Origin of the sequence: Nocardia vermiculata NBRC 100427 (assembly GCF_001613265.1) — a bacterium.
In the GTDB taxonomy this organism is placed as follows: domain Bacteria; phylum Actinomycetota; class Actinomycetes; order Mycobacteriales; family Mycobacteriaceae; genus Nocardia; species Nocardia vermiculata.
Map to the genome: position 1 here is coordinate 380,251 of NZ_BDCA01000002.1, position 18,774 is coordinate 399,024.

Here is an 18,774-nt window from a genome sequence, read left to right on the forward strand (position 1 = left end):
CGTCACAACCCGGTCATCCCGCCCCAGCGCTCACGATCGGGTCGCGCGACCCGATCTGACCAACCGATCGACCACGGTGCCCGAGACCTCCTCGACGGTCATCGCCACCAGCAGGTGGTCCCGCCAGGCGCCGTCCACATCCAGGTAGCGACGCAGCACACCCTCGTCGCGAAAACCCGCCTTGCGCAGTACCGCCCGGCTGGCCAGGTTCTCCGGCCGCACGGTGGCCTCCACTCGATGCAGCCCCACGGTCTCGAAACAATGATCGAGCCCCAGCGCCAGTGCGGCGGTCGCCACACCCCGGCCCCCCAGATCCTCTGCGACCCAGTAGCCGATCCACGCCGACCGCAGCGCACCGCGCACGATATTGCCGATGGTGAGCTGACCGCCGAACGACCCGTCCACCTCGATCACCATCGGCACCATCGCGCCCCGCCGAGCCTCCGCCCGCAGGCTCGACCACAGCGACGGCCAGTTCGACGCGTGGTTACGCGCCTCCCAGCTGCCGCGGCCGGTCGGCTCCCAGGGCTCCAGATGCTTACGGTCACGCAACCGGGTACGCGACCAGGCGGGCGCATCCCGCAACCGGATGGGCCGCAGCGTGACTCGGCCACCTGCGGTATGCACCGGCCCGAGGTGGGCGGGCCAGCCGGGATGCTGGGTGGCCCGGAAGACGTTCATATCCACATTTCACCCGCGCTGCGCGAGGAATGCGACCTGAACCTCGTCGCCGGTCCGGATCTCGGTCACATCCGGGTCGATGACGATCAGACTGTTGGCCTCGGCCAAGGTCGACAGCAGATGCGACGACCCGTTCACCCCCAGCGGCTGCACCAGATATTCACCGGTCTGTTCGTCGCGCATCAGCTGCGCGCGCAGATAACCGCGCCGGCCCTCCATCGAGGTGATCGGCATGATGGTGCGGGCCCGGACGACGCGACGCATCGGATGCCTGCGTCCCAGCGCGATACGGATCAGCGGCCGGACCATGATCTCGAAAACCACCAGCGCGCCCACGGGATTGGAGGGCAGCAGGAAGGTCGGCACCTCGTCGCGACCCAACCGCCCGAATCCCTGCACCGAACCCGGATGCATCGCCACCCGATCGATACTCAGCTCCCCCATCCCGTCCAGCGCCTCGCGGATCTGCTCGGAGGCCCAGCCGCCCACCGCACCCGCGATCACCACCACTTCCGAGCGCACCAGCTGGCCCTCGACCACATCGCGCAACCGATTCGGGTCGGCGCTGACGATGCCGACCCGGTTCACATCCGCGCCGGCATCGCGGGCCGCGGCGGCCAGCGCATAGGAATTGACGTCGTAGACCTGGCCGGGTCCGGGGGTGCGGTCGATGTCGACCAGCTCGCCACCGATCGAGATCACCGACAATCGTGGCCGCGGATGCACGAGTACCTTGTCCCGACCGACCGCCGCGAGCAGGCCGACCTGCGCCGCGCCGATGATGGTGCCGGCCCGGACCGCGATATCACCGGGCTGGACGTCGTCACCGACCCGGCGCACGTAGTCACCCGAACGAATCGGCTCGTAGATCTTGATCCGCGCCCGGCCACCGTCGGTGAAATCCAGCGGCAACACCGCATCGGCGAGAGTCGGTAGCGGGGCACCGGTATCGATGCGCACCGACTGACGCGGCTGCAGCCGGATCGGCTGACGCGACCCGGCGGCGACCTCACCGACCACCGGAAGAGTCAGATCGATGGGATCGCCGTCCTCGGTGCGGATATCGGCGCCGGCACCTTGCACGTCGACGCTGCGCACCGCGTAACCGTCGATGGCCGCCTGATCGAATCCGGGCAGCGGACGTTCGGTGACGACGTCCTCGGCGCACAGCAGACCTTGGGCCTCGGAAATCGCGACCCGGACGGGCCGCGGGGCCACGGCCGCCGCGGTCACCTTGATCTGCTGGTCCTCAACCGAGCGCATGCCGCCCTTCCCCTTTACTTCGACCGACCACCCGAACCCCGCGCCGAACGAGGCCCGGCCGACCTCGTCACTGCGACGACGTCAGCTGCGGGTTCCAATCCGGAGCGAGCCGACGCTGCAGCCATTCGCGTAGCGCGGGGCCGTACTCGTCTCGCTCCAGAGCGAAATCGACCGCAGCACGAAGATAACCGCCAGGGTTGCCCAGGTCGTGGCGCGACCCACGGTGAACCACCACATGAACCGGATGTCCCTCCGCGATCAGCAGCGATATGGCATCGGTGAGTTGTAATTCACCGCCCGCGCCGGGCTCGATCCGCCGCAATGCGTCGAAGATCGCCCGATCGAGCAGATAGCGGCCGGCGGCGGCGAAGGTGGAGGGTGCCTCGGCCAGCGCGGGCTTCTCCACCATGCCGACCACGCGCAGCACGTCCGGATTCGTGGTGTCCGGGACGGTTTCCACGTCGAAGACGCCGTAGGCGCTGACTGCTTCCTTCGGCACGTCGATCGCGCACAACACCGAACCGCCGCGTTTGCGGCGCACCCGGCTCATCACATCGAGGACACCGCACGGCAGGACGAGATCGTCGGGCAGCAGCACCGCGAGGGCGTCCTCGTCGTCGTCTAGGACCTGTTCGCTCTGGGCCACCGCATGTCCGAGCCCGAGTGGCTCCTCCTGCACCACCGAGGTGACATCGAGCAGGCCGGGGGCCTTGCGTACCTTCTCGAGCAGCTGGAACTTGCCGCGTTCGGCCAGGGTGCCCTCGAGAACCAGGTCCTGCACGAAATGCGCGACCACCCCGTCCTTACCGGGTGAGGTGACGATGACCAGCCGCTGCGCGCCGGAACCGGCCGCCTCGTCGGCCACCAATTCGATGCCGGGTGTGTCCACCACGGGTAGCAGCTCTTTCGGCACCGTCTTGGTCACGGGCAGAAACCGCGTCCCGAGTCCCGCCGCGGGGACCACCGCGGTACGGAAACAGGACGTCGCGGAGCTCACGGCCTGCGTCGCGTCCGATCCGGCGTCAGCTGTCATAAGTCCACACCTTATCCATCGATCTCGTCACCGGACCCGCTCGACACCGGCCCGGTATTCACGAAGCCTAGGCTGCCCGGAAACACCACGCGCGAACCAGCCGGTGTGCCTCCCTAGGCTGAAGGCCGTGGAGGCGACCGGGGAACGGGACAAACAGTGGTGGCGTTCGCGCTTGCTGGCACGCCGGGCCGAGGTCGGCCCGCGGGTGCGAGGCAGCGAGGCGGCCGCACTGGCACGTGCGGTGGTCGACGTACTACCTGTGGCCACGGTTCCGGACGAATCGGAGTGCTGGATCGCTGCCTATATCCCGGTGGGCGACGAGCCCGGCTCGACGGCGATGCTGGATGCGCTGCGATCCGGTGGGGCACGTGTGCTGGTACCGGTCACGGGACCGCCCGGTCCGCTGAACTGGGCCGAATACACCGGGGAACAGGACTTGCGCCCGGGACGGTACGGACTGCGCGAACCCGGCGCACCGGCCCTCGGGGCCGCGGCCATAGGCCGGCCGCGGGTGCTGCTGGTACCGGCTCTCGCCGTGGACCGGCGCGGCGTGCGACTGGGGCGCGGCGCGGGCTACTACGACCGGAGCCTGCCGGCCGCACGCCCGGATGCCCGGCTGGTGGCGGTGGTGCGGGACGAGGAGTTGGTGGACGTACTACCGGAACAGCCGCACGATCGCCGGATGGGCTGGGCCCTGCTCCCCGAGGGCGGGCTGCGCGAGCTCGGCGGAATCTTCTAGGCGCGTCCTGGCGTTGCAGAGGACGGGCAGGTAAGAGTGGGAATGTGGGGCGGATTGGCACTGTTGGCACTGTCAGCTGTAGAGTGCTAAAAGACGAAAACCGTGGAGGTTCGCAGGTGCCAACTTACTCGTATCAATGCACGCAGTGTGGTGACAAGTTCGACATCGTGCAGTCGTTCTCCGACGACACCCTCACCACCTGCGAGAAGTGCAACGGCAAGCTGCGCAAGCTGTTCAACTCCGTCGGCATCGTCTTCAAGGGCAGCGGCTTCTACCGCACCGACAGCCGCAACGGTTCGTCGTCGGCCAGCGAGCCGGCCGCGAAGTCCGGCGATTCTAAATCCGGAGACTCCGCCGGCTCGTCGAGCAGCTCGAACTCCTCCTCGAATTCGTCGTCGAGCAGTTCCTCCACCGGCTCCTCGTCGACCGGCACTGCCGTCGCCTGAGGACTTCCTCGGCTATGGCGCCGGCGCGCCGCGGTAGCGATGTCGGCGCAATTCTCCACATCCCGGCGGTTGTCCACAGCTGAGTTCTGACCAGCAGTTTCACGACCCCGCCTGCTGAACTGCCGCATACGGTTCCGGTATGCGGCACTGGCGATTCGATCATCCGGACTCCGGCGGCGACAGCAACCTCGGCCGGGGACGAGGCGCGGAAATCCTGGCCGGGCTGCGTCCGGCCTGGTTCGACCTGACACTGCTACGTAGGCTGGCCGCGGTCACCCTCGCGGCGGTGGCCGCATTGATCGCACTGCGCGCCGACCCGGGCGGCGCGCAGACGAGCGTCGTGGTCGCCGCCCACACTCTCCGGCCGGGACAGGTGCTGGGCGCCGCAGATCTGCGCCGTGCAATGCTCCCGTCCGCGGCACTGCCCGAGGGCGTGGTCACCGACGCCGCACAACTCGTGGGCGCCATCTCCACCGGCGCGGTGCACACCGGTGAAATACTCACGGACCTGCGAACCGTCAGCCCCAGGCTGGCCGCCGCCGCGACGGGTGCACCCGATGCCCGGATCGTGCCGATGCGCCTGGCGGACAATGCGATCGCCGAAATTCTGCGGGCCGGGGATCGAGTGGATGTGGTCGCCGCCGACGAGGGACACGAGCGCTCCCCGACCGCGCGCACCCTGGCCACCGACGCGGCGGTGGTGCTGGTATCCGCCCCGGAGGACAGCAGTGCGCGGTCCCGCGAATCCACCGACCGCGTCGTGTTGTTGGCGCTGGATCCGGACCATGCCACTGCCGTCGCCGCAGCTTCGCTGCACACCGCCATGACGGTGGTGTTCCATTGACCCCAGCCGTATTCGCCAACTATTTGCCATGACTGATCTGCTGACCGAGGGAAGTAAGAGTGCCGGCGGGCGCCACGAATTCTGAGCCCTGGACGGTGCGAGGGCGGACCGGAACACCGGCCCGCCCTCGCACACAGCGATATCAGCCGAGGCTGAACGGCTTGCCCCACAACGTCACCCAGGTGACGACATGGTCGGTCTCGACCTCCACGTTCACGAAGGCGCGGGCCTGCGCGTACCCGCCACAACCGCTCAGCCCGATGGTTTCGTCGGACCAGGTCACCGAACCACTGGCCCCGTCGAAGCCATTGCTTGTCTTGTGCACGTTCTGGCCGAAGTCGTCGGCGTCCTCGATATCGAGAACATAGAACGATTTCGCCTCGCCGGGTCCGAGGGTCAGATTGCCGCCGACGTTGCCGCCCGCATTCGGAGTGACACTCTCCCCGTCGCTCCAGTCGGCCTCCGCGCTCGGACCGCCCTCGACGCCCCCGCCGGAGATATCTACCTGACATCCGACGGTGTAGCCGGGATAGATGCTGCCGCCCTCGGCGGTGGTGTCGCCGGACAGTTCGACGTGCGCACTGCCCGATACCCAGGCGTTGCGGTGCACCGGCGTGGCACCCATGGACGGATTGATATTCGCCGACTCACCGTCGAGCCGGACGTGTACCACGGTGCCGTCGGACAGGGTCTTGGTCAGCTCGCCGCCGGGCAGCGGGACGAAGGTGTCGGCATTGGCGGCGCCGGTGGAGAACAGGCCGAGCGCAGCGGTCGCCACCGCCGCGGCACCGGCCACGCGGACCACTGATTCGCGGAACTTCATATCAGGACTTCCTCTGGATGAATCGCATTACGCGAGAAAAGGTTCGACGGAAAGGTCGGCTCAGCCGATGGAGAACGGCTGTCCGTAGAGCGTGGTCTTGGAGTAGTCGTTGCCGACGACCTCGACCACCGTGTACGCCCGGGCCTGCGCATAGCCCGCGCAGCCCTGGATCTCGATTTCCGCGTCCTGATATTCCACGCTGTAGTGGCCCGGCTCGGTGATGTCCTTGTAGGCGATCTGCACGAATTTCACCTGGCCCGGGCCGACATTCAGCCCGATCGACCCACTCGCGTCCGCGCCGCTGAGGCTCAGCCCGCCCGACAGTCCTGCCGAGACGGCGTCACTGGCGATATCCACCTGGCAGCCGACGATGTAGCCGGTGTTGAGTTGCGAGGTGCCGTGGGTGGAAGAATTGTTGGTCCCGGGCCCTTCCGCGGGCCCGTTGCTGGGCCCCGGTTCGGCCTCGGGCGCATTCGGCACGTCGGCGGCGGCATTGCCCGACACCCAGACCACTCGACCGGCACCGTTGGCCGCCATGGACGGCGAGATCACCGCGTGCTCGCCGGTGTGTGCGAGCACCACTCCGCCCGGGCCGTGACGATGGCCGTCCGGCAACGGCACGAAGGTGTCGGCGTTCGCGGCACCGGTGGACAGTAAGCCGACGGCCACGGCCGCGGCGGCACCGAGGCCCGCGACGCGCGCGCCCCACCGTTTACCGTTCGCACGGTTCGTATTCATATGTCCCCTCATCAGGTTCTCGTTGCCGGACTCGACCTCCGAGTCCGGCACGCGGCTCTCCCGGCACTGTTACGTCATCGGCCAGCACACAACCGGCAGACTGTGTGCTGGTTCCGGCAATTTCGATGACACAACCGTCGGAACGGGGCCCTGCTCCGCGGGGACAACGCGCGTGCGCGTCGACCCGAAATCCGGAGAACCGCAGGTGAAACAGGCCCGAGGGGAGGATAAACGCCCGGCGACACGGGTGCCAACATCGAGCGATGAAATGCGTGATGATCTCGAACACAGATCACTTCCGCATATATCAGAATGAATGCATCAATAACGACGAGAAAGAGCCGCCGACATTTTCGGCGATACTCGGAGCAGCTAATTCTCGGCGCCGAAAGGAATGCGCGCTGCCGCTCGATCAGCCGTGATGTGGGGGAATCTGCGCCCGCAGCCACTCGTCGGACGAGCGGGGCAGTTCGCCGTCGGGAGTGCGCTCGTCACTGCTCGCCTGCGGCAGCGTCTCCCCGAAGACTCGTGCCAGCCGTGCGGCCTCGGCAGCCGAGCGGGTGCGGCGCCGGGCCGGACGATCCGCGGCATGCGTATCGTCCGGCTGCTGCTCTCCCGCCGGCCGTTCGGTCATCTATCTATTATTCCGCCAGACCGGACAGTTCGTCGACCACGCGACTCACCAAGGGGCCCAGCGTTGCCATTCCGTCCCGCACGGCGTCTCGGGTGCCGGGCAGGTTCACCACCAGGGTGCTACCGGACACGCCGGCCAGGCCGCGGGACAGACCTGCGTCGAGCGAACCGGCCGCGAGTCCGGAGGCACGCAGCGCCTCGCTGATCCCCGGGAGCTCGCGGTCGAGTACCTCGAGTGTCGCCTCCGGCGTCACATCGCGCGGCGACATCCCGGTACCACCGACCGAGATCACCAGATCGACACCACCGATGACCGCGGTGTTGAGCGCATTGCGAATCTCGATCTCGTCACCTGCCACCGAGACCGTGGCGTCCACCAGGAAGCCGAACTCGGTGAGCAACTCCGTCACCAGCGGTCCCAGCGAATCCACCCCGCCATGCGCGGTTCGATCGTCCACGACCACAACAAGCGCACGGCCCGACACGGGGGCATCGATTTCCATATCGCTCACCGTAGCGTCTACCGGTGACGCCCAATCCGGTCCCCCGGACTCGTCGTCACCGTTCGTGCGAAGCACTGTCACTGGACGTGGTTCACGGATCATCGGCCACCCTCCGCTGGTGCGGCGCCGAGAGTCACCTCGACGGTTTTCGGATTCTGTCCCTGTGGATCGGTATAGGTGACCTTGATCTTGTCACCCGGTTGGTGCGATCGCACCGCGGCGATCAGTGAATTCCCGGAGTCGATGATCTGATCGCCGACCTTGGTCACGATCGCACCGGGCGGGATACCCGCCGCTGCGGCCGGACCATCGCGGGTGACATCCAGTACCCGCGCACCATTGACATCGTCCACGGCGCGGACGGTGATACCGATCTGCGCGTAGGTGGCGTGCCCGGTCTTGATCAGCTCGTCGGCGACCCGGCGGGCCTGATCCACCGGAATCGCGAAGCCCAGCCCGATAGAACCGCTCTGACCGCCACCCATCTCGCCCGCGCCCATGGTGGCGATGGCCGTGTTGATGCCGACCAGTTTGCCGTTGGTATCCACCAGCGCGCCGCCGGAATTGCCCGGGTTGATGGCCGCGTCGGTCTGGATCGCCGAGATCACGGTGCCCTGCGATCCGGTCTCACCACTGGTGGATACGGGCCGGTCCAGCGCCGAGACGATGCCCGTGGTCACGGTCCCGGCCAGGCCTAGCGGGGAACCGATCGCCACCACCGACTGTCCGACCTTCAAGTGGTCCGAGGTGCCGAGTTCGACCGGGGTCAGTCCGTTCTTCCCTTCGGCCTTGATCACCGCCAGATCGGAGATCGGGTCGATACCCACGATCGAGGCGTCCGCGGTGCTGCCGTCCTGGAAGGCGACCTGCATCTTGGAGTTCGGCCCACCGCCGCTGGCGACGTGATTGTTGGTCAGGATGAGCCCGTCCGAGGACAGCACCACGCCCGAGCCGCTCTCACCGCCGCGCGCGCTCGCCACCCGGATCATCACCACACTGGGCAGCACCTTCTGCGCCACCGACGGCACCGACCCCGGCGGTGCGGTCGCCGAGGCCGGATCGGCCGGCGCCGGCGCGTTCAGGGCATTGGTGACCGGCGCGGTGTTGTCGTTGCGGGTAGCCAGAGTGCCGACCGCCCCGCCGATACCGCCGGCGACGAGCGCCAGCACCACAGCGCCGACGAGCAGTCCCGTCCGGCCGGAACGACGCCGGGTGGGAGCCCCCGGGTCACCGTGCGGTTGGCCCGGATCCGCGCCTGCTACCCCGTAGTGACCGCCCGGGTACTGCGCTGCGGGCCCGTATCCGCCCGGCTGCTGCCCGGCATACCCCGGTTGCTGCCCGTGCGACGCGTACGGGTTGTACGGCGGCATCGGTGCGGTGCCCCCCTGCCCGGGCACGGTGCCTCCCGACTCGGGCACAGGGTGACCGCCCGACTGCCCCGGAGGGGCCTGCTCGGGCCCGCTCGCGTACCCGGGATAGGCCTGCCCCGGAGGACGCTGCTGACCCGGATACCCCGGGGTCGCCCCGCTGTCCGAGGAGGACTGCCGGCTCCACTGCGTGTCCGAGCCGAAACCCGACCCCGGCTCCGATGCGGGCTGAGCCGACGACCCCGGGGTCGGCTGGGCCGATGTGCCCGGAGCGGGCCGGCCACCCGTACCCGGGGCGGGCTGAGGCGACGAACCGGGCGCGGGCTGCCCGGGCACGTCCGGCTCCGGCGAATGCGGAGTCGAACCGGCGGGCTCGTCGCCCCTGTCCTTCGAATCCTCGGTCATATCTCTCGTTTCTCCTCGAGTCTGTCGTCCAGCCTGATGACTACGACTGAGAGCGGACTGAGACGGTCCTTTCAGTTCTTCGTGGTTTCGGTACCCATCATCGCGTGCGTCACGACGCGATCGGCGGCTCACCCGGCAACACGATGCGTACCAGTGTGCCGCCCCGTGCGGAGGTGTCCACCGTGATGGTGCCCCCGTGCTTGGAGACGACCTGTTTCACGATGGCCAGCCCCAGTCCGGATCCCGGCATCGACCGGGAGGCCGTGGTGCGGTAGAAGCGTTCGAATACCAACTCCCGTTCCTCGGGTTCGATCCCCGGTCCCGCATCGTCGATGTCGATTTCCATCAGCCCCGGACCCACTTCGCGCATCGCGAGCACCACCTGCGCATCGGGAGGACTCCACTTCGCCGCGTTGTCCAGCACATTCAGGATCGCGCGTTCGAGTCCGGCGTCATGGCCGTAGACGAACCACGACCGCGTCTGCGCCGCGAATTCCACATCGCCGCGCCGGCGCCGGACGCGTTCCAGCGCCCGCTCGGCGACCTCGCCGAGATCGACACGCTCGTAGACCGTTTCGGGTGCATCCTCGCGGGCCAGGTCGACCAGATCGCCCACCAGCGTCGACAGCTCCTCGATCTGGGCGATCACATCGGAGCGCAGTCCAGCCATGTCCTCCTCCGGGATCGGGGGCGCGTCCGGTCGGGACGAGGCGATCAGCAGTTCCATATTGGTGCGCAGCGAGGTGAGCGGGGTGCGCAATTCGTGGCCGGCGTCGGCCACCAGCCGCCGCTGCCGGTCGCGGGATTCCGCCAGCGCCCGCAGCATCAGATTGAAACTTTCGGTCAGCCGGGCCAATTCGTCGTCGCCGGTCACCGGTATGGGCGCCAGATCGTCGGTCCGGGCCACGCGCTCGGTGGCCGCCGTCAACCGCGCGATGGGGCGCAGGCCGGTACGGCCGACGGTTGCGCCGGCGGCACCGGCCACCAGCACACCGCAACCACCGATCGTGAACAGCAGCCAGGCGAGCCGGTCGAGCACTTCGCGGGTCGGTTCCAGGGAACGTGAGATCACCAGGGTTGCGCCCGATTTGGTGCGGCGGGCCAGCACGCGCTGGTTGTTGGCGGTGCGCAGTGAGGCCTCGGCATGTCCGTGGGCCACCGCCATCTCGGCCGGCCCCACCGGCGGGTCCATCGGTTGCGGTGGCGCATAGGGGACATCGGTGTCGGGGTAGATCAACGCGATACCGATGTCGTTGGAGTACAGGCTGCCGAACATGACGATCGCCTGGAACCCCTGCAGATCGATGTTGTTCTCGACCATGACGTCCGAGCGGCTGCGCAACTGGCTGTCCACCTCGGCATAGAGGGCACGCGCCACCAGCGCGTACGCGGCGATCGAGGTGACCGCGACGGCGATGGCCACGACCGAGGCGGCCAGCAGCGTCACCCGCCAGCGCAAGGAGACCGAGCTGGTCAGCGGCATGGGCGGGCGCATCTCGTGTGGATCGGGGCGGGCCCGCAACCGGGCCACCCGATCGGGACGCCCACCGTGTCCCTGATGAGTTCGTGCCACGACGACCGGCCTACGGAGGGGTCTCGCGCAGCACGTAACCCACCCCGCGCACGGTGTGGATCAACCTGGGCTCCCCCTCGGCCTCGGTTTTGCGCCGCAGATAGCCGATATATACCTCCAGCGCATTGCCGGAGGTCGGGAAGTCGTATCCCCAGACTTCTTCCAGAATGCGCCCGCGGGTCAGCACTCGGCGTGGGTTGGCCATCAACATTTCCAGCAGCGAGAATTCGGTACGGGTCAGGCTGATGGCCCGCTCACCGCGGGACACCTCACGGGTCACCGGATCCAATGACAGGTCCGCGAAACGCATCGTCTCGGAGAAATCCCCCGCCGGGTCGCCGGCCGTCCGGCGCAGCAGTGCGCGCAAACGCGCCAGCAATTCCTCGAGAGCGAACGGCTTCGGCAGATAGTCGTCGGCACCGGCGTCGAGCCCGGCCACTCGCTCGGAGACCGAATCACGGGCGGTGAGTACGAGAATCGGCAGGTCGTCACCGGTGCTACGCAACTGGCGGCATACTTCCAGACCGTCCAGCCGGGGCATCATCACATCGAGCACCAGAGCATCGGGCCGCGCCGCTCGCACCTTCTCCAGGGCATCGACCCCGTCGACTGCCAGTTCGACGGAATATCCGTTGAAGGTGAGCGACCGGCGCAGCGACTCGCGCACCGCGCGATCGTCGTCGACTACCAGAATCCGCATGGCCTCCAGTTTGACCGGATCGACTGAGAGGCGACTGAGAACGGGGCAATCGACACGCCGCACATCTACAACTGGTGACCTGCGTATTCATCGAAAATACTTCCGGAAAGTATGGATAGCTTCCGAAAGTTGTTGCGCCGAGCGGAATTAGCCACCGTGTGTGGAAGCCCTCCAAATTGCCGCGAACGTGTTCTCACGGTATGTTGCCAGCGGTAAAAGTAGACCTCTAGTTGGTTCTCAAACCCGTTTGACCCCACGGCCAGATGCGGGCGGCGGCCGGAACCCGGGGCACGTGCGCGAGCGGAGGCGACGGAAGCGGGATGGGCAGTGCACCGCGGCCATGGCAGAAGAGTTTGTCCAACCTGTCCGTAACCAGCAAAGTCGGCATCGTCCTGCTGTTGCCGGTCGTGCTGGCGTCGGCATTCGCCGTGCTGCGGATCAAGGACGAACTCGGCACCATCTCACAGCTGGACACAGCCGGTGAGCAGGCCCAGATCATTCGACCGACCCTCGATTTCGGTTCGGCGGCCAACAATCTCGCCGTCACGATGGGCAACGGCGACGGAATTGTGCAATCGGCGGTCGATCAAGCCGCCGGACGCTTCGATCAGGCCGCGGCCGACCTCCAGACGGCGTTGCAGAATTCCCCGACCGACAAACGGGTGGAGACCGAACTCACTCAGTCCCTGGCTGCCGGACGCACGCTACGCAACAGCCTGCAGGGCGGCGCGCCGCAGGAGGTCGTGAAACAGGCGAGTGAGGTCAACAGCCACATCAGCAATGCCGTGTCCTCGCTGGCGACCCCCAAGGAAACCAGCATCGAGCGGCTCTACGTCCAGATGGGCGTCGTCGCCATCGCCCGCCAGATGTTCACCCAGCAGCAGCTGGCGTTGGAGAGCGGAGCGATCAGCGACAACCCGGCCGTGCTGGCCCAGGTGCTGATCGCTACCGGCGCCGAACTCACCATGATCAATCAGTATGCGGTGGTGCAGCCGGATTCGGCGCTGAAGCCGGACGTACTGCTGGGCGCGGCCCAGGCACGGATCGCGGCGCTGAGCCAGAATTCGGTCGAGCCGATCGATGTCCCCGGCGTGGTGCAATCCCTGCAGACCAGTACCGCCACCTACGACGAGGCGACCAATCACCTCGTCGATCTCATCGACACCGGACTGAAAGACCGCTCGATCGATGCCCGCAGCACGGTGCTGCGCGATGTGGCGTTGGTGGTCGTGACCCTGCTGGCCGGCCTGGCCCTGGCGCTGGGCGTGGCCCGGTCGCTGGTCGTCCCGATCCGCCGGCTGCGCCGCGATTCCCTGCAGGTGGCCCACACCGACCTGCCCGCCGAACTCGCGGTCGTGCGCGGCGGCGGCGCGACTCCGGAGATCGTCCCGGTCGGCGTGCAGACCACCGAGGAGATCGGCCAGCTCGCGCGCGCCGTCGACGATATGCACCATCAGGCGCTCTACCTCGCCGCCGAACAGGCGCGCCTACGGTTGCAGATCAGCAATATGTTCGAAACGCTCTCGCGCCGAAGCCAGTCGCTGGTCGAGCAGCAGCTGGCACTGATCGAGGACCTCGAACGTGACGAGGACGACTCGGGCCGCCTGCAGAGCCTGTTCCGCCTGGACCATCTCGCGACCCGCATGCGCCGCAACGGCGACAACCTGCTGGTGCTCGCCGGCACCGCACTGCGCCGCGGCCATCTGCCGCCGGTGCCGCTGTCGGACATGCTGTGGAGTGCGGTGTCGCAGGTCGAGGACTATCAGCGCGTGGAAATCGGTTCGGTGCCCGACGGCATCGTCGCCGGTGAGCCGGCCGTCGACATCGAACACCTGCTGGCCGAGCTGATCGACAACTCACTGCGTTATTCACCGCCGAACACGCCGGTGGCGGTGTCGGTGTCGCGTGCGGTCGACGGCGGGTACCTGATCGAGATCACCGACCGCGGGCTCGGAATGTCCGCGGACGATATGGATGCGACGAACGAGCGACTGGCCTCCGGCGGTGAGGTCACCATCGAGACCGCACGGCGGATGGGCCTTTTCGTCGTCGGCAGACTGGCCAGCCGGCACACCATCACGGTGGGCCTGCGCCGGACCTCGTCGATGGCACAGCAGCCCGGGATCACCGCGAGCGTGCATCTGCCGGGCGCGCTGGTATCGCCCGCCGAAGCGGCCGCACCGCCGCCGATCACCTCGTTCACGACTCCCGTCCCGGAATTCCCGGCGCCGGTCGCAGACTTTCCGGGGCTGCCCCAGCGCCCCCTGGCCGCCGTGCCGAACCCACCGAGCATGTTCGGCGAAACCGCGGAGCCGCCGGCCGAATTCGTGCCCTCCTCGGGGCTGCCCCAGCGCCGCTCTGCCGGAGCGCCGGACGCCGAGGCGACCCCGGTCACCCGGCTCACTCCGATTCCCGATATCTCCGAAAGTCAGCGCCACGCTCCGGCCGGCGACGGTGTCCTGCGCGGCGCCGACGAACAGCACCCGGCGTACCGGGACGACACGGCCACCGGACAGCAGCAACGGGTCGACACCACCACCGGACAGCAGCGCCGGGTCGACACCCCCGTCGACGACACCGAGGCCGCGCGAACCCGCACGCCGGCCGCCGACCGGGACAGCGAATTCGCTCCGCTGCCGTCACGGCGGCCGGCCCCGGCGGACCCGCGGCCCCGGCCGCAGTCGGAGTCGATCGACATCTGGGCCGAAACGGCGGTGATGCCGCCGGCGCAGCGGGCTCCCGATCACGAACACGCCACCCTGTCGAGCCACGGTGCGACCCTCGCGCCGCCGCGGCCGGATGCGGACGCACCGGCCAAGCCCGGCGGCCCCACCCCGATATATCAGCGCATGGTGTCGGAATGGCTGGTCGAGCCGTCCTCGGAGGCCCCTGCCGCACCGAGCGGCGCCTGGTCCTCCCCCGCCGACGCGGGCTGGGCGGCAGCCGCCGATGCCAGCGCACCGACCGCGAACTCCCGCACCACGGGGGGCCTGCCCATCCGGCGGCCCGGTGCGCAGCTGGTGCCCGGCGGCCTGACTCAGGACGATCCCGCCGAGGCTCGCGATCCGGAGGAGATTCGCAACAACTTGTCCAGGCATCTGAGCGGCGTCCGCAGTGGACGTGTCAGTGCGCAGAACGACCCGGTGCAGCACGACGCTGCCCAGCGAAACGACGCTCAGCAGAACGACGGAGGCTTTGCATGACCGACACTGCGCAGAACAGCACCGACGAGAACCTGAACTGGCTCGTCACCCGCTTCACCAGAGAGGTGCCTGGAGTTTCGCACGCGGTTCTCGTTTCGGCCGACGGCCTGCTCCAGGCGACCAGCCCGCACCTGCCCGGCGATCGTGCCGAACAGCTCTCCGCGGTGACCGCCGGACTGGCGAGTCTGTCCATGGGCGCTGCGCAACTGTTCAACGGCGGCAAGGTGATGCAGTCGATTGTCGACATGCAGCGCGGTTATCTCCTGGTGATGAGCGTCGGCAACGGCTCGCATCTGGCGGTTCTGGCCAACAAGCAGCACGATATCGGCCGCATCGGCTACGAGATGGCGCTGCTTGTCGATCGAGTCGGATCGGTCGTGCAAGCCACGGCCCGTTCGGCGGTCTGACGATCACGATGACCAGCTCCTTCGGAGCCGGGTCCGGCCGGCCAACCACACGCGTCCGTCCCTACGCCTTGACCGCGGGGCGCACCGAGCCCGCGGTCGAACTGCCCCTCGAGGCAGTCGTGGAGACCCTGCCCTACGCCAATCAATTCGATTGGCCCGCGGGCGATATTCGAACCGACATTCTGCGCTTGGGCGCCGGACGACTGTCCGTCGCCGAAATCGCAGCCCATCTGCAACGGCCGCTGGGCATGATCCGGGTCGTCATCGGCGACCTGGTGGTCGCCGGCACCCTGCGCGTACACACCACGCTCACCGAGGACGCAAGTTTCGACGAGCGGCGATCTTTGATGGAGAGGACTCTGCGTGGACTTCGTGCCCTCTGACGCAGGCACACCCGACAACCGCACCGCGTCGACCAAGATCGTGGTGGCCGGAGGCTTCGGCGCCGGCAAAACCACCTTCGTCGGCGCTGTGTCGGAGATCGTGCCGCTGCGGACCGAGGCCATGGTCACCGGCATGTCCGACGGAGTCGACGACCTGTCGGCCACGCCGGGCAAGCAAACCACCACCGTGGCGATGGACTTCGGTCGCATCATCCTGCCCGGCAATCTGACCCTGTATCTGTTCGGCACCCCCGGGCAACGCCGGTTCTGGTTCATGTGGGACGACCTGATCCGCGGCGCGATCGGCGCCGTCGTGCTGGTCGACACCCGTCGCATCGAGGACAGTTTCGCCGCGGTGGACTTCTTCGAGGCGCGCGGGCTGCCGTTCCTGGTGGCGGTCAACAAGTTTCCGAACGCACCGCGCTTCCCCGTTTCCGAGTTGCGCGAAGCACTCTCGATCCGGGACGGCGTTCCGGTCGTCGAGCTCGATGCCCGCGACGCCAACGAAGTGCGCGGAACGCTCGCGGCGGTCACGGAGTACGCGATCCAGCGCCTGACCGCCACCCACGCGACGGTGTGACGACTCCGCCCGGCCCGAACTAAGGGATTGCGATGAACTACTTCACCATGGGCTACTGGGTGCTGATCCTGGCGCTCGGCGTGTCCGCGGCCGGCGCTGTCGTCGGCCTGGCCTGTATCCGGCAGTCGACACTGTCGGTCACCGCACGGTTCCGGATGGTGTGGCTCACCGCGGCGGCGGTGTCCATCGGCGGGGTCGGTACCTGGCTCGCCGTCTATGTCTCGATGCTCGGTCTCGGGGTGTCCAGCGGCGAAATTCGCTACGGCGTGACGGCCATGGTCGCGGCGGTGATCCTGTCGGCGTTGTCGGTGCTGGCGGGCCTGGTGATCGCCGGTCGGGACGCCGTGCTCTCGCGGATCGCCGGTGGCGGCGCGGTCATGGGGATCGGCCTCGGTATCGCCCATCGGCTCGCCATGGGTGCCGTGGGGGTGCAGGGCTCGGTGTCGGTGAACATCTGGCTGTCGGTGGCTGCGGCCGCCGTGGCGATCGTCGCGTCGATCGGATTGCTCTGGGCCACTACGCGTTACCGCTCGATGATCGCGCTGGCCGGAGTCGCGGTCGTCTACGCGGTGGCGGTCACCGCGCTGCACTACATCGGCCAGGCCGGCGTGGACGTGCAGCTCGATCCCACGGACGGACCGCCCGCGGGCGACGATCTGTTCACCCTGTTCGTGCCGGTATTCGTCATGGGCACACTGTCGCTGGCGATTCCGATCACCGCGGTCCTGGTGGCCCCCGACCGTTCCGGGACCGCACAGTCGCGCCGGGGCGCCGGGGCGTCCCGCGCGGATCAGGGCGGCACCGGTCGGCGCGGCACGGCACGTCCCGCCGACCGCACCCCACAGCCGGCGAGCTGAATCGCACGCACCGACGGGACCGGACGAGGTAGCCGGACAGCAACGACATCGGGTCGGACCGCATCAGCGGCCCGACCCGATGTCGTTGCTACTACCGGAATTACGGAGCGGGCGGAGTGTTCACGCGCTGGAAGTACTCGATCGCGACGAGCACACCGGACACGCCACCGACGGTGACCAGACCGGCCGCGGCCCCCAGCGGAGCGCCGAGCGCCGCTCCGGTCAGGCAACCACCGATCCAGCCGGGCAGCACCAGGAACGGAGTGCCGACGGCAGCACCGAGGACACAACCACCGGCCAGCCCGATCGCGGTGCCGATCAGGGTGCCTACGCTGGTGGCCATCGTCATTTCGTTGATCGCGCTCTGCATGGCCGAGTCCAGGTCGTCGCGGCTGGCCACATCGTGCAGCATCGGGGCGGGATGGGCCGCTGCCCGATCCGTGCTCGGGGTCAGGGTGGCCTGGTTGCCGGCGATCTGTGCGGCAATCGGGAACTCCAGGCCGTCGTGCTGGTAGCTCAGCGGAAAGCCGCCGACAACCTTGCCCGAAACATCACGCACCTGGAATTGGCCCCCTTCGGTGGTCAGGGAGCCCCCGTCGGTTTTCACGACGACAGAGCGGTCCACCACGTTTGCCGTGTAGTGGATATCGGCGCTCGCGGGCGCTGCGGGAGCCGCGGAACCGGTGCCGGTGGAGATACCGAGCGCGGCGATGACCAGTGCCGACGTGGCGGCGAACTTCCTGAGCTTCATACCCTCATACACTTTCTCGAGCAGTTTGTCGGTGCTGGATTCCAGCTCCTGAGCCTCGAAAACGAAACCCTCGATCAGGCTGCGCCGCTGCTATTACGGTCACGTAACAAACGCCGTTAACAAGCCGTATGGAAAATGCCAGGAAAGTTAATAACGTGAAAACTCGGACATCGCGGCGCTCGGCGGCACGCGAGATACCGGGCCCGAGAGCCGAATCAGCAGCGGGCCGGATCCGGTTGCGGCACATCTGCGGCCGCGGGCGAATTACAGTGTGAAGCACGCCCTTCGGCCGGTCCGACCCACCGGCCGCGCGGGGCACTCACCGCACCGAACGGTCGCGAGCGGACGGATGAAAGAAGGCGATGTGACTCCGGAGCAGGAAGCGGTACTGCGCGATATGCAGATTCAGTTGCGCGAGCTGCGCACGGAAATCGGAGATCTGGAGACCACGGTGGCGGAGTTGGCCGCTCGACAGCCCTCCCCGGCCGGTCTGCCGTGGCCGCTGTCGGCCCTGGCCGCACTCCTGCACGATCCCGCAGCGGTGATCGGCGACCAGATCGGACGCTGGGAGGCCCTGCTGGAGGAATTCCGAAACAAGCCCGGCGAGATGCCACAATTTACTGCACGAGCCCTGGAAGCGAAATCATCTGATGCAGAGAGTAAGTGAGCGGGCCGAAAAATGGCGATGAGCGGGTTCTCCTGGTTACCAGGAGAACCCGCCCTCGCGACCCAGAATACCGATACCGCCTCGGAACGACAGCGAAACGACCGGATTTCTATACTCAAAAATCCGACGTCCGTGCATATTTCACCATTCAGCTAATTTGTCGCTAGCTTAGTTTCGG

The 18,774-nt window shown here is 67.7% G+C and carries 20 protein-coding genes; 9 read left to right on the top strand and 11 right to left on the bottom strand.

The genetic code is table 11. The annotated features are described in order from the left end of the window. Positions 1 to 30 precede the first annotated feature (30 nt). From NV2_RS05405 to NV2_RS05415, 3 genes are all read right to left on the bottom strand, one after another. Entirely contained in the window at positions 31 to 681 is a 651-nt protein-coding gene (locus tag NV2_RS05405; RefSeq protein WP_067870115.1) for a GNAT family N-acetyltransferase, read from the bottom strand. 9 nt (positions 682 to 690) lie between these two features. After that, positions 691 to 1,944 carry a molybdotransferase-like divisome protein Glp gene (glp, locus tag NV2_RS05410; RefSeq protein WP_067870117.1) on the bottom strand — a complete coding sequence of 418 codons (1,254 nt, stop codon included), beginning with the start codon at positions 1,942 to 1,944 and terminating at the stop codon, positions 691 to 693. A gap of 67 nt (positions 1,945 to 2,011) precedes the next feature. Next, positions 2,012 to 2,977, bottom strand: a complete 966-nt coding sequence (locus NV2_RS05415; RefSeq protein WP_067870119.1) for a UTP--glucose-1-phosphate uridylyltransferase — start codon at positions 2,975 to 2,977, stop codon at positions 2,012 to 2,014. 127 nt (positions 2,978 to 3,104) lie between these two features. On the opposite strand from NV2_RS05415, the gene NV2_RS05420 reads away from it, so the two are divergent. From NV2_RS05420 to NV2_RS05425, 3 genes are all read left to right on the top strand, one after another. Next, positions 3,105 to 3,716 carry a 5-formyltetrahydrofolate cyclo-ligase gene (locus NV2_RS05420; protein ID WP_067870121.1) on the top strand — a complete coding sequence of 204 codons (612 nt, stop codon included), beginning with the start codon at positions 3,105 to 3,107 and terminating at the stop codon, positions 3,714 to 3,716. Between the two features lie 116 nt (positions 3,717 to 3,832). Beyond that, entirely contained in the window at positions 3,833 to 4,162 is a 330-nt protein-coding gene (locus NV2_RS30665; protein WP_084473910.1) for an FmdB family zinc ribbon protein, read from the top strand. Between the two features lie 139 nt (positions 4,163 to 4,301). Next, complete coding sequence (locus NV2_RS05425; protein WP_067870123.1) at positions 4,302 to 5,006, top strand: RcpC/CpaB family pilus assembly protein; 705 nt, start codon at positions 4,302 to 4,304, stop codon at positions 5,004 to 5,006. Positions 5,007 to 5,148: 142 nt separating this feature from the next. Here NV2_RS05425 and NV2_RS05430 read toward each other — a convergent pair whose 3' ends face one another. The 7 genes from NV2_RS05430 to NV2_RS05460 all read right to left on the bottom strand — a co-directional run bounded on the left by NV2_RS05430 (position 5,149) and on the right by NV2_RS05460 (position 11,748). Continuing rightward, the gene (locus tag NV2_RS05430) at positions 5,149 to 5,829 is read right to left on the bottom strand and encodes an MspA family porin (RefSeq protein WP_067870124.1); all 681 of its coding nucleotides are present in this window, start codon (positions 5,827 to 5,829) and stop codon (positions 5,149 to 5,151) included. Between the two features lie 60 nt (positions 5,830 to 5,889). Continuing rightward, positions 5,890 to 6,567: an MspA family porin gene (locus NV2_RS05435; RefSeq protein ID WP_067870390.1), complete on the bottom strand. Its 678-nt coding sequence runs from the start codon at positions 6,565 to 6,567 to the stop codon at positions 5,890 to 5,892. 412 nt (positions 6,568 to 6,979) lie between these two features. Then, positions 6,980 to 7,201: a hypothetical protein gene (locus tag NV2_RS05440; protein WP_067870127.1), complete on the bottom strand. Its 222-nt coding sequence runs from the start codon at positions 7,199 to 7,201 to the stop codon at positions 6,980 to 6,982. Positions 7,202 to 7,208: 7 nt separating this feature from the next. Continuing rightward, the gene (locus NV2_RS05445; protein WP_174550550.1) at positions 7,209 to 7,703 is read right to left on the bottom strand and encodes a MogA/MoaB family molybdenum cofactor biosynthesis protein; all 495 of its coding nucleotides are present in this window, start codon (positions 7,701 to 7,703) and stop codon (positions 7,209 to 7,211) included. A 98-nt stretch (positions 7,704 to 7,801) separates the two neighbouring features. Further along, positions 7,802 to 9,073 (bottom strand): S1C family serine protease, encoded by a 1,272-nt coding sequence (locus tag NV2_RS05450; RefSeq protein ID WP_245662468.1) that lies wholly within the window; start codon positions 9,071 to 9,073, stop codon positions 7,802 to 7,804. A gap of 511 nt (positions 9,074 to 9,584) precedes the next feature. Beyond that, positions 9,585 to 10,970: a HAMP domain-containing sensor histidine kinase gene (locus tag NV2_RS05455; RefSeq protein ID WP_067870394.1), complete on the bottom strand. Its 1,386-nt coding sequence runs from the start codon at positions 10,968 to 10,970 to the stop codon at positions 9,585 to 9,587. A gap of 88 nt (positions 10,971 to 11,058) precedes the next feature. Next, complete coding sequence (locus NV2_RS05460) at positions 11,059 to 11,748, bottom strand: response regulator transcription factor (protein WP_067870396.1); 690 nt, start codon at positions 11,746 to 11,748, stop codon at positions 11,059 to 11,061. A 320-nt stretch (positions 11,749 to 12,068) separates the two neighbouring features. On the opposite strand from NV2_RS05460, the gene NV2_RS05465 reads away from it, so the two are divergent. Genes NV2_RS05465 through NV2_RS05485 form a run of 5 tightly spaced genes read left to right on the top strand, consistent with a single transcriptional unit; the run spans position 12,069 to position 17,178 of the window. Further along, positions 12,069 to 14,951: an ATP-binding protein gene (locus NV2_RS05465; RefSeq protein WP_084473914.1), complete on the top strand. Its 2,883-nt coding sequence runs from the start codon at positions 12,069 to 12,071 to the stop codon at positions 14,949 to 14,951. After that, the gene (locus NV2_RS05470) at positions 14,948 to 15,358 is read left to right on the top strand and encodes a roadblock/LC7 domain-containing protein (RefSeq protein ID WP_067870130.1); all 411 of its coding nucleotides are present in this window, start codon (positions 14,948 to 14,950) and stop codon (positions 15,356 to 15,358) included. The genes NV2_RS05465 and NV2_RS05470 overlap by 4 nt, the downstream gene beginning before the upstream one ends. Before the next feature lie 8 nt (positions 15,359 to 15,366). Further along, positions 15,367 to 15,741: a DUF742 domain-containing protein gene (locus NV2_RS05475; RefSeq protein ID WP_067870132.1), complete on the top strand. Its 375-nt coding sequence runs from the start codon at positions 15,367 to 15,369 to the stop codon at positions 15,739 to 15,741. Next, positions 15,722 to 16,321 carry a GTP-binding protein gene (locus tag NV2_RS05480; protein ID WP_067870134.1) on the top strand — a complete coding sequence of 200 codons (600 nt, stop codon included), beginning with the start codon at positions 15,722 to 15,724 and terminating at the stop codon, positions 16,319 to 16,321. The genes NV2_RS05475 and NV2_RS05480 overlap by 20 nt, the downstream gene beginning before the upstream one ends. 32 nt (positions 16,322 to 16,353) lie before the next feature. After that, the gene (locus NV2_RS05485) at positions 16,354 to 17,178 is read left to right on the top strand and encodes an MHYT domain-containing protein (protein ID WP_067870136.1); all 825 of its coding nucleotides are present in this window, start codon (positions 16,354 to 16,356) and stop codon (positions 17,176 to 17,178) included. A 100-nt stretch (positions 17,179 to 17,278) separates the two neighbouring features. On the opposite strand, the gene NV2_RS05490 is transcribed toward NV2_RS05485, so the two are convergent. Beyond that, positions 17,279 to 17,929: a DUF8020 domain-containing protein gene (locus tag NV2_RS05490; protein WP_067870138.1), complete on the bottom strand. Its 651-nt coding sequence runs from the start codon at positions 17,927 to 17,929 to the stop codon at positions 17,279 to 17,281. A 364-nt stretch (positions 17,930 to 18,293) separates the two neighbouring features. On the opposite strand from NV2_RS05490, the gene NV2_RS05495 reads away from it, so the two are divergent. After that, positions 18,294 to 18,596, top strand: coding sequence for a hypothetical protein (locus tag NV2_RS05495; RefSeq protein ID WP_157102753.1), 303 nt, complete (start codon positions 18,294 to 18,296; stop codon positions 18,594 to 18,596). Positions 18,597 to 18,774: the final 178 nt, after the last annotated feature.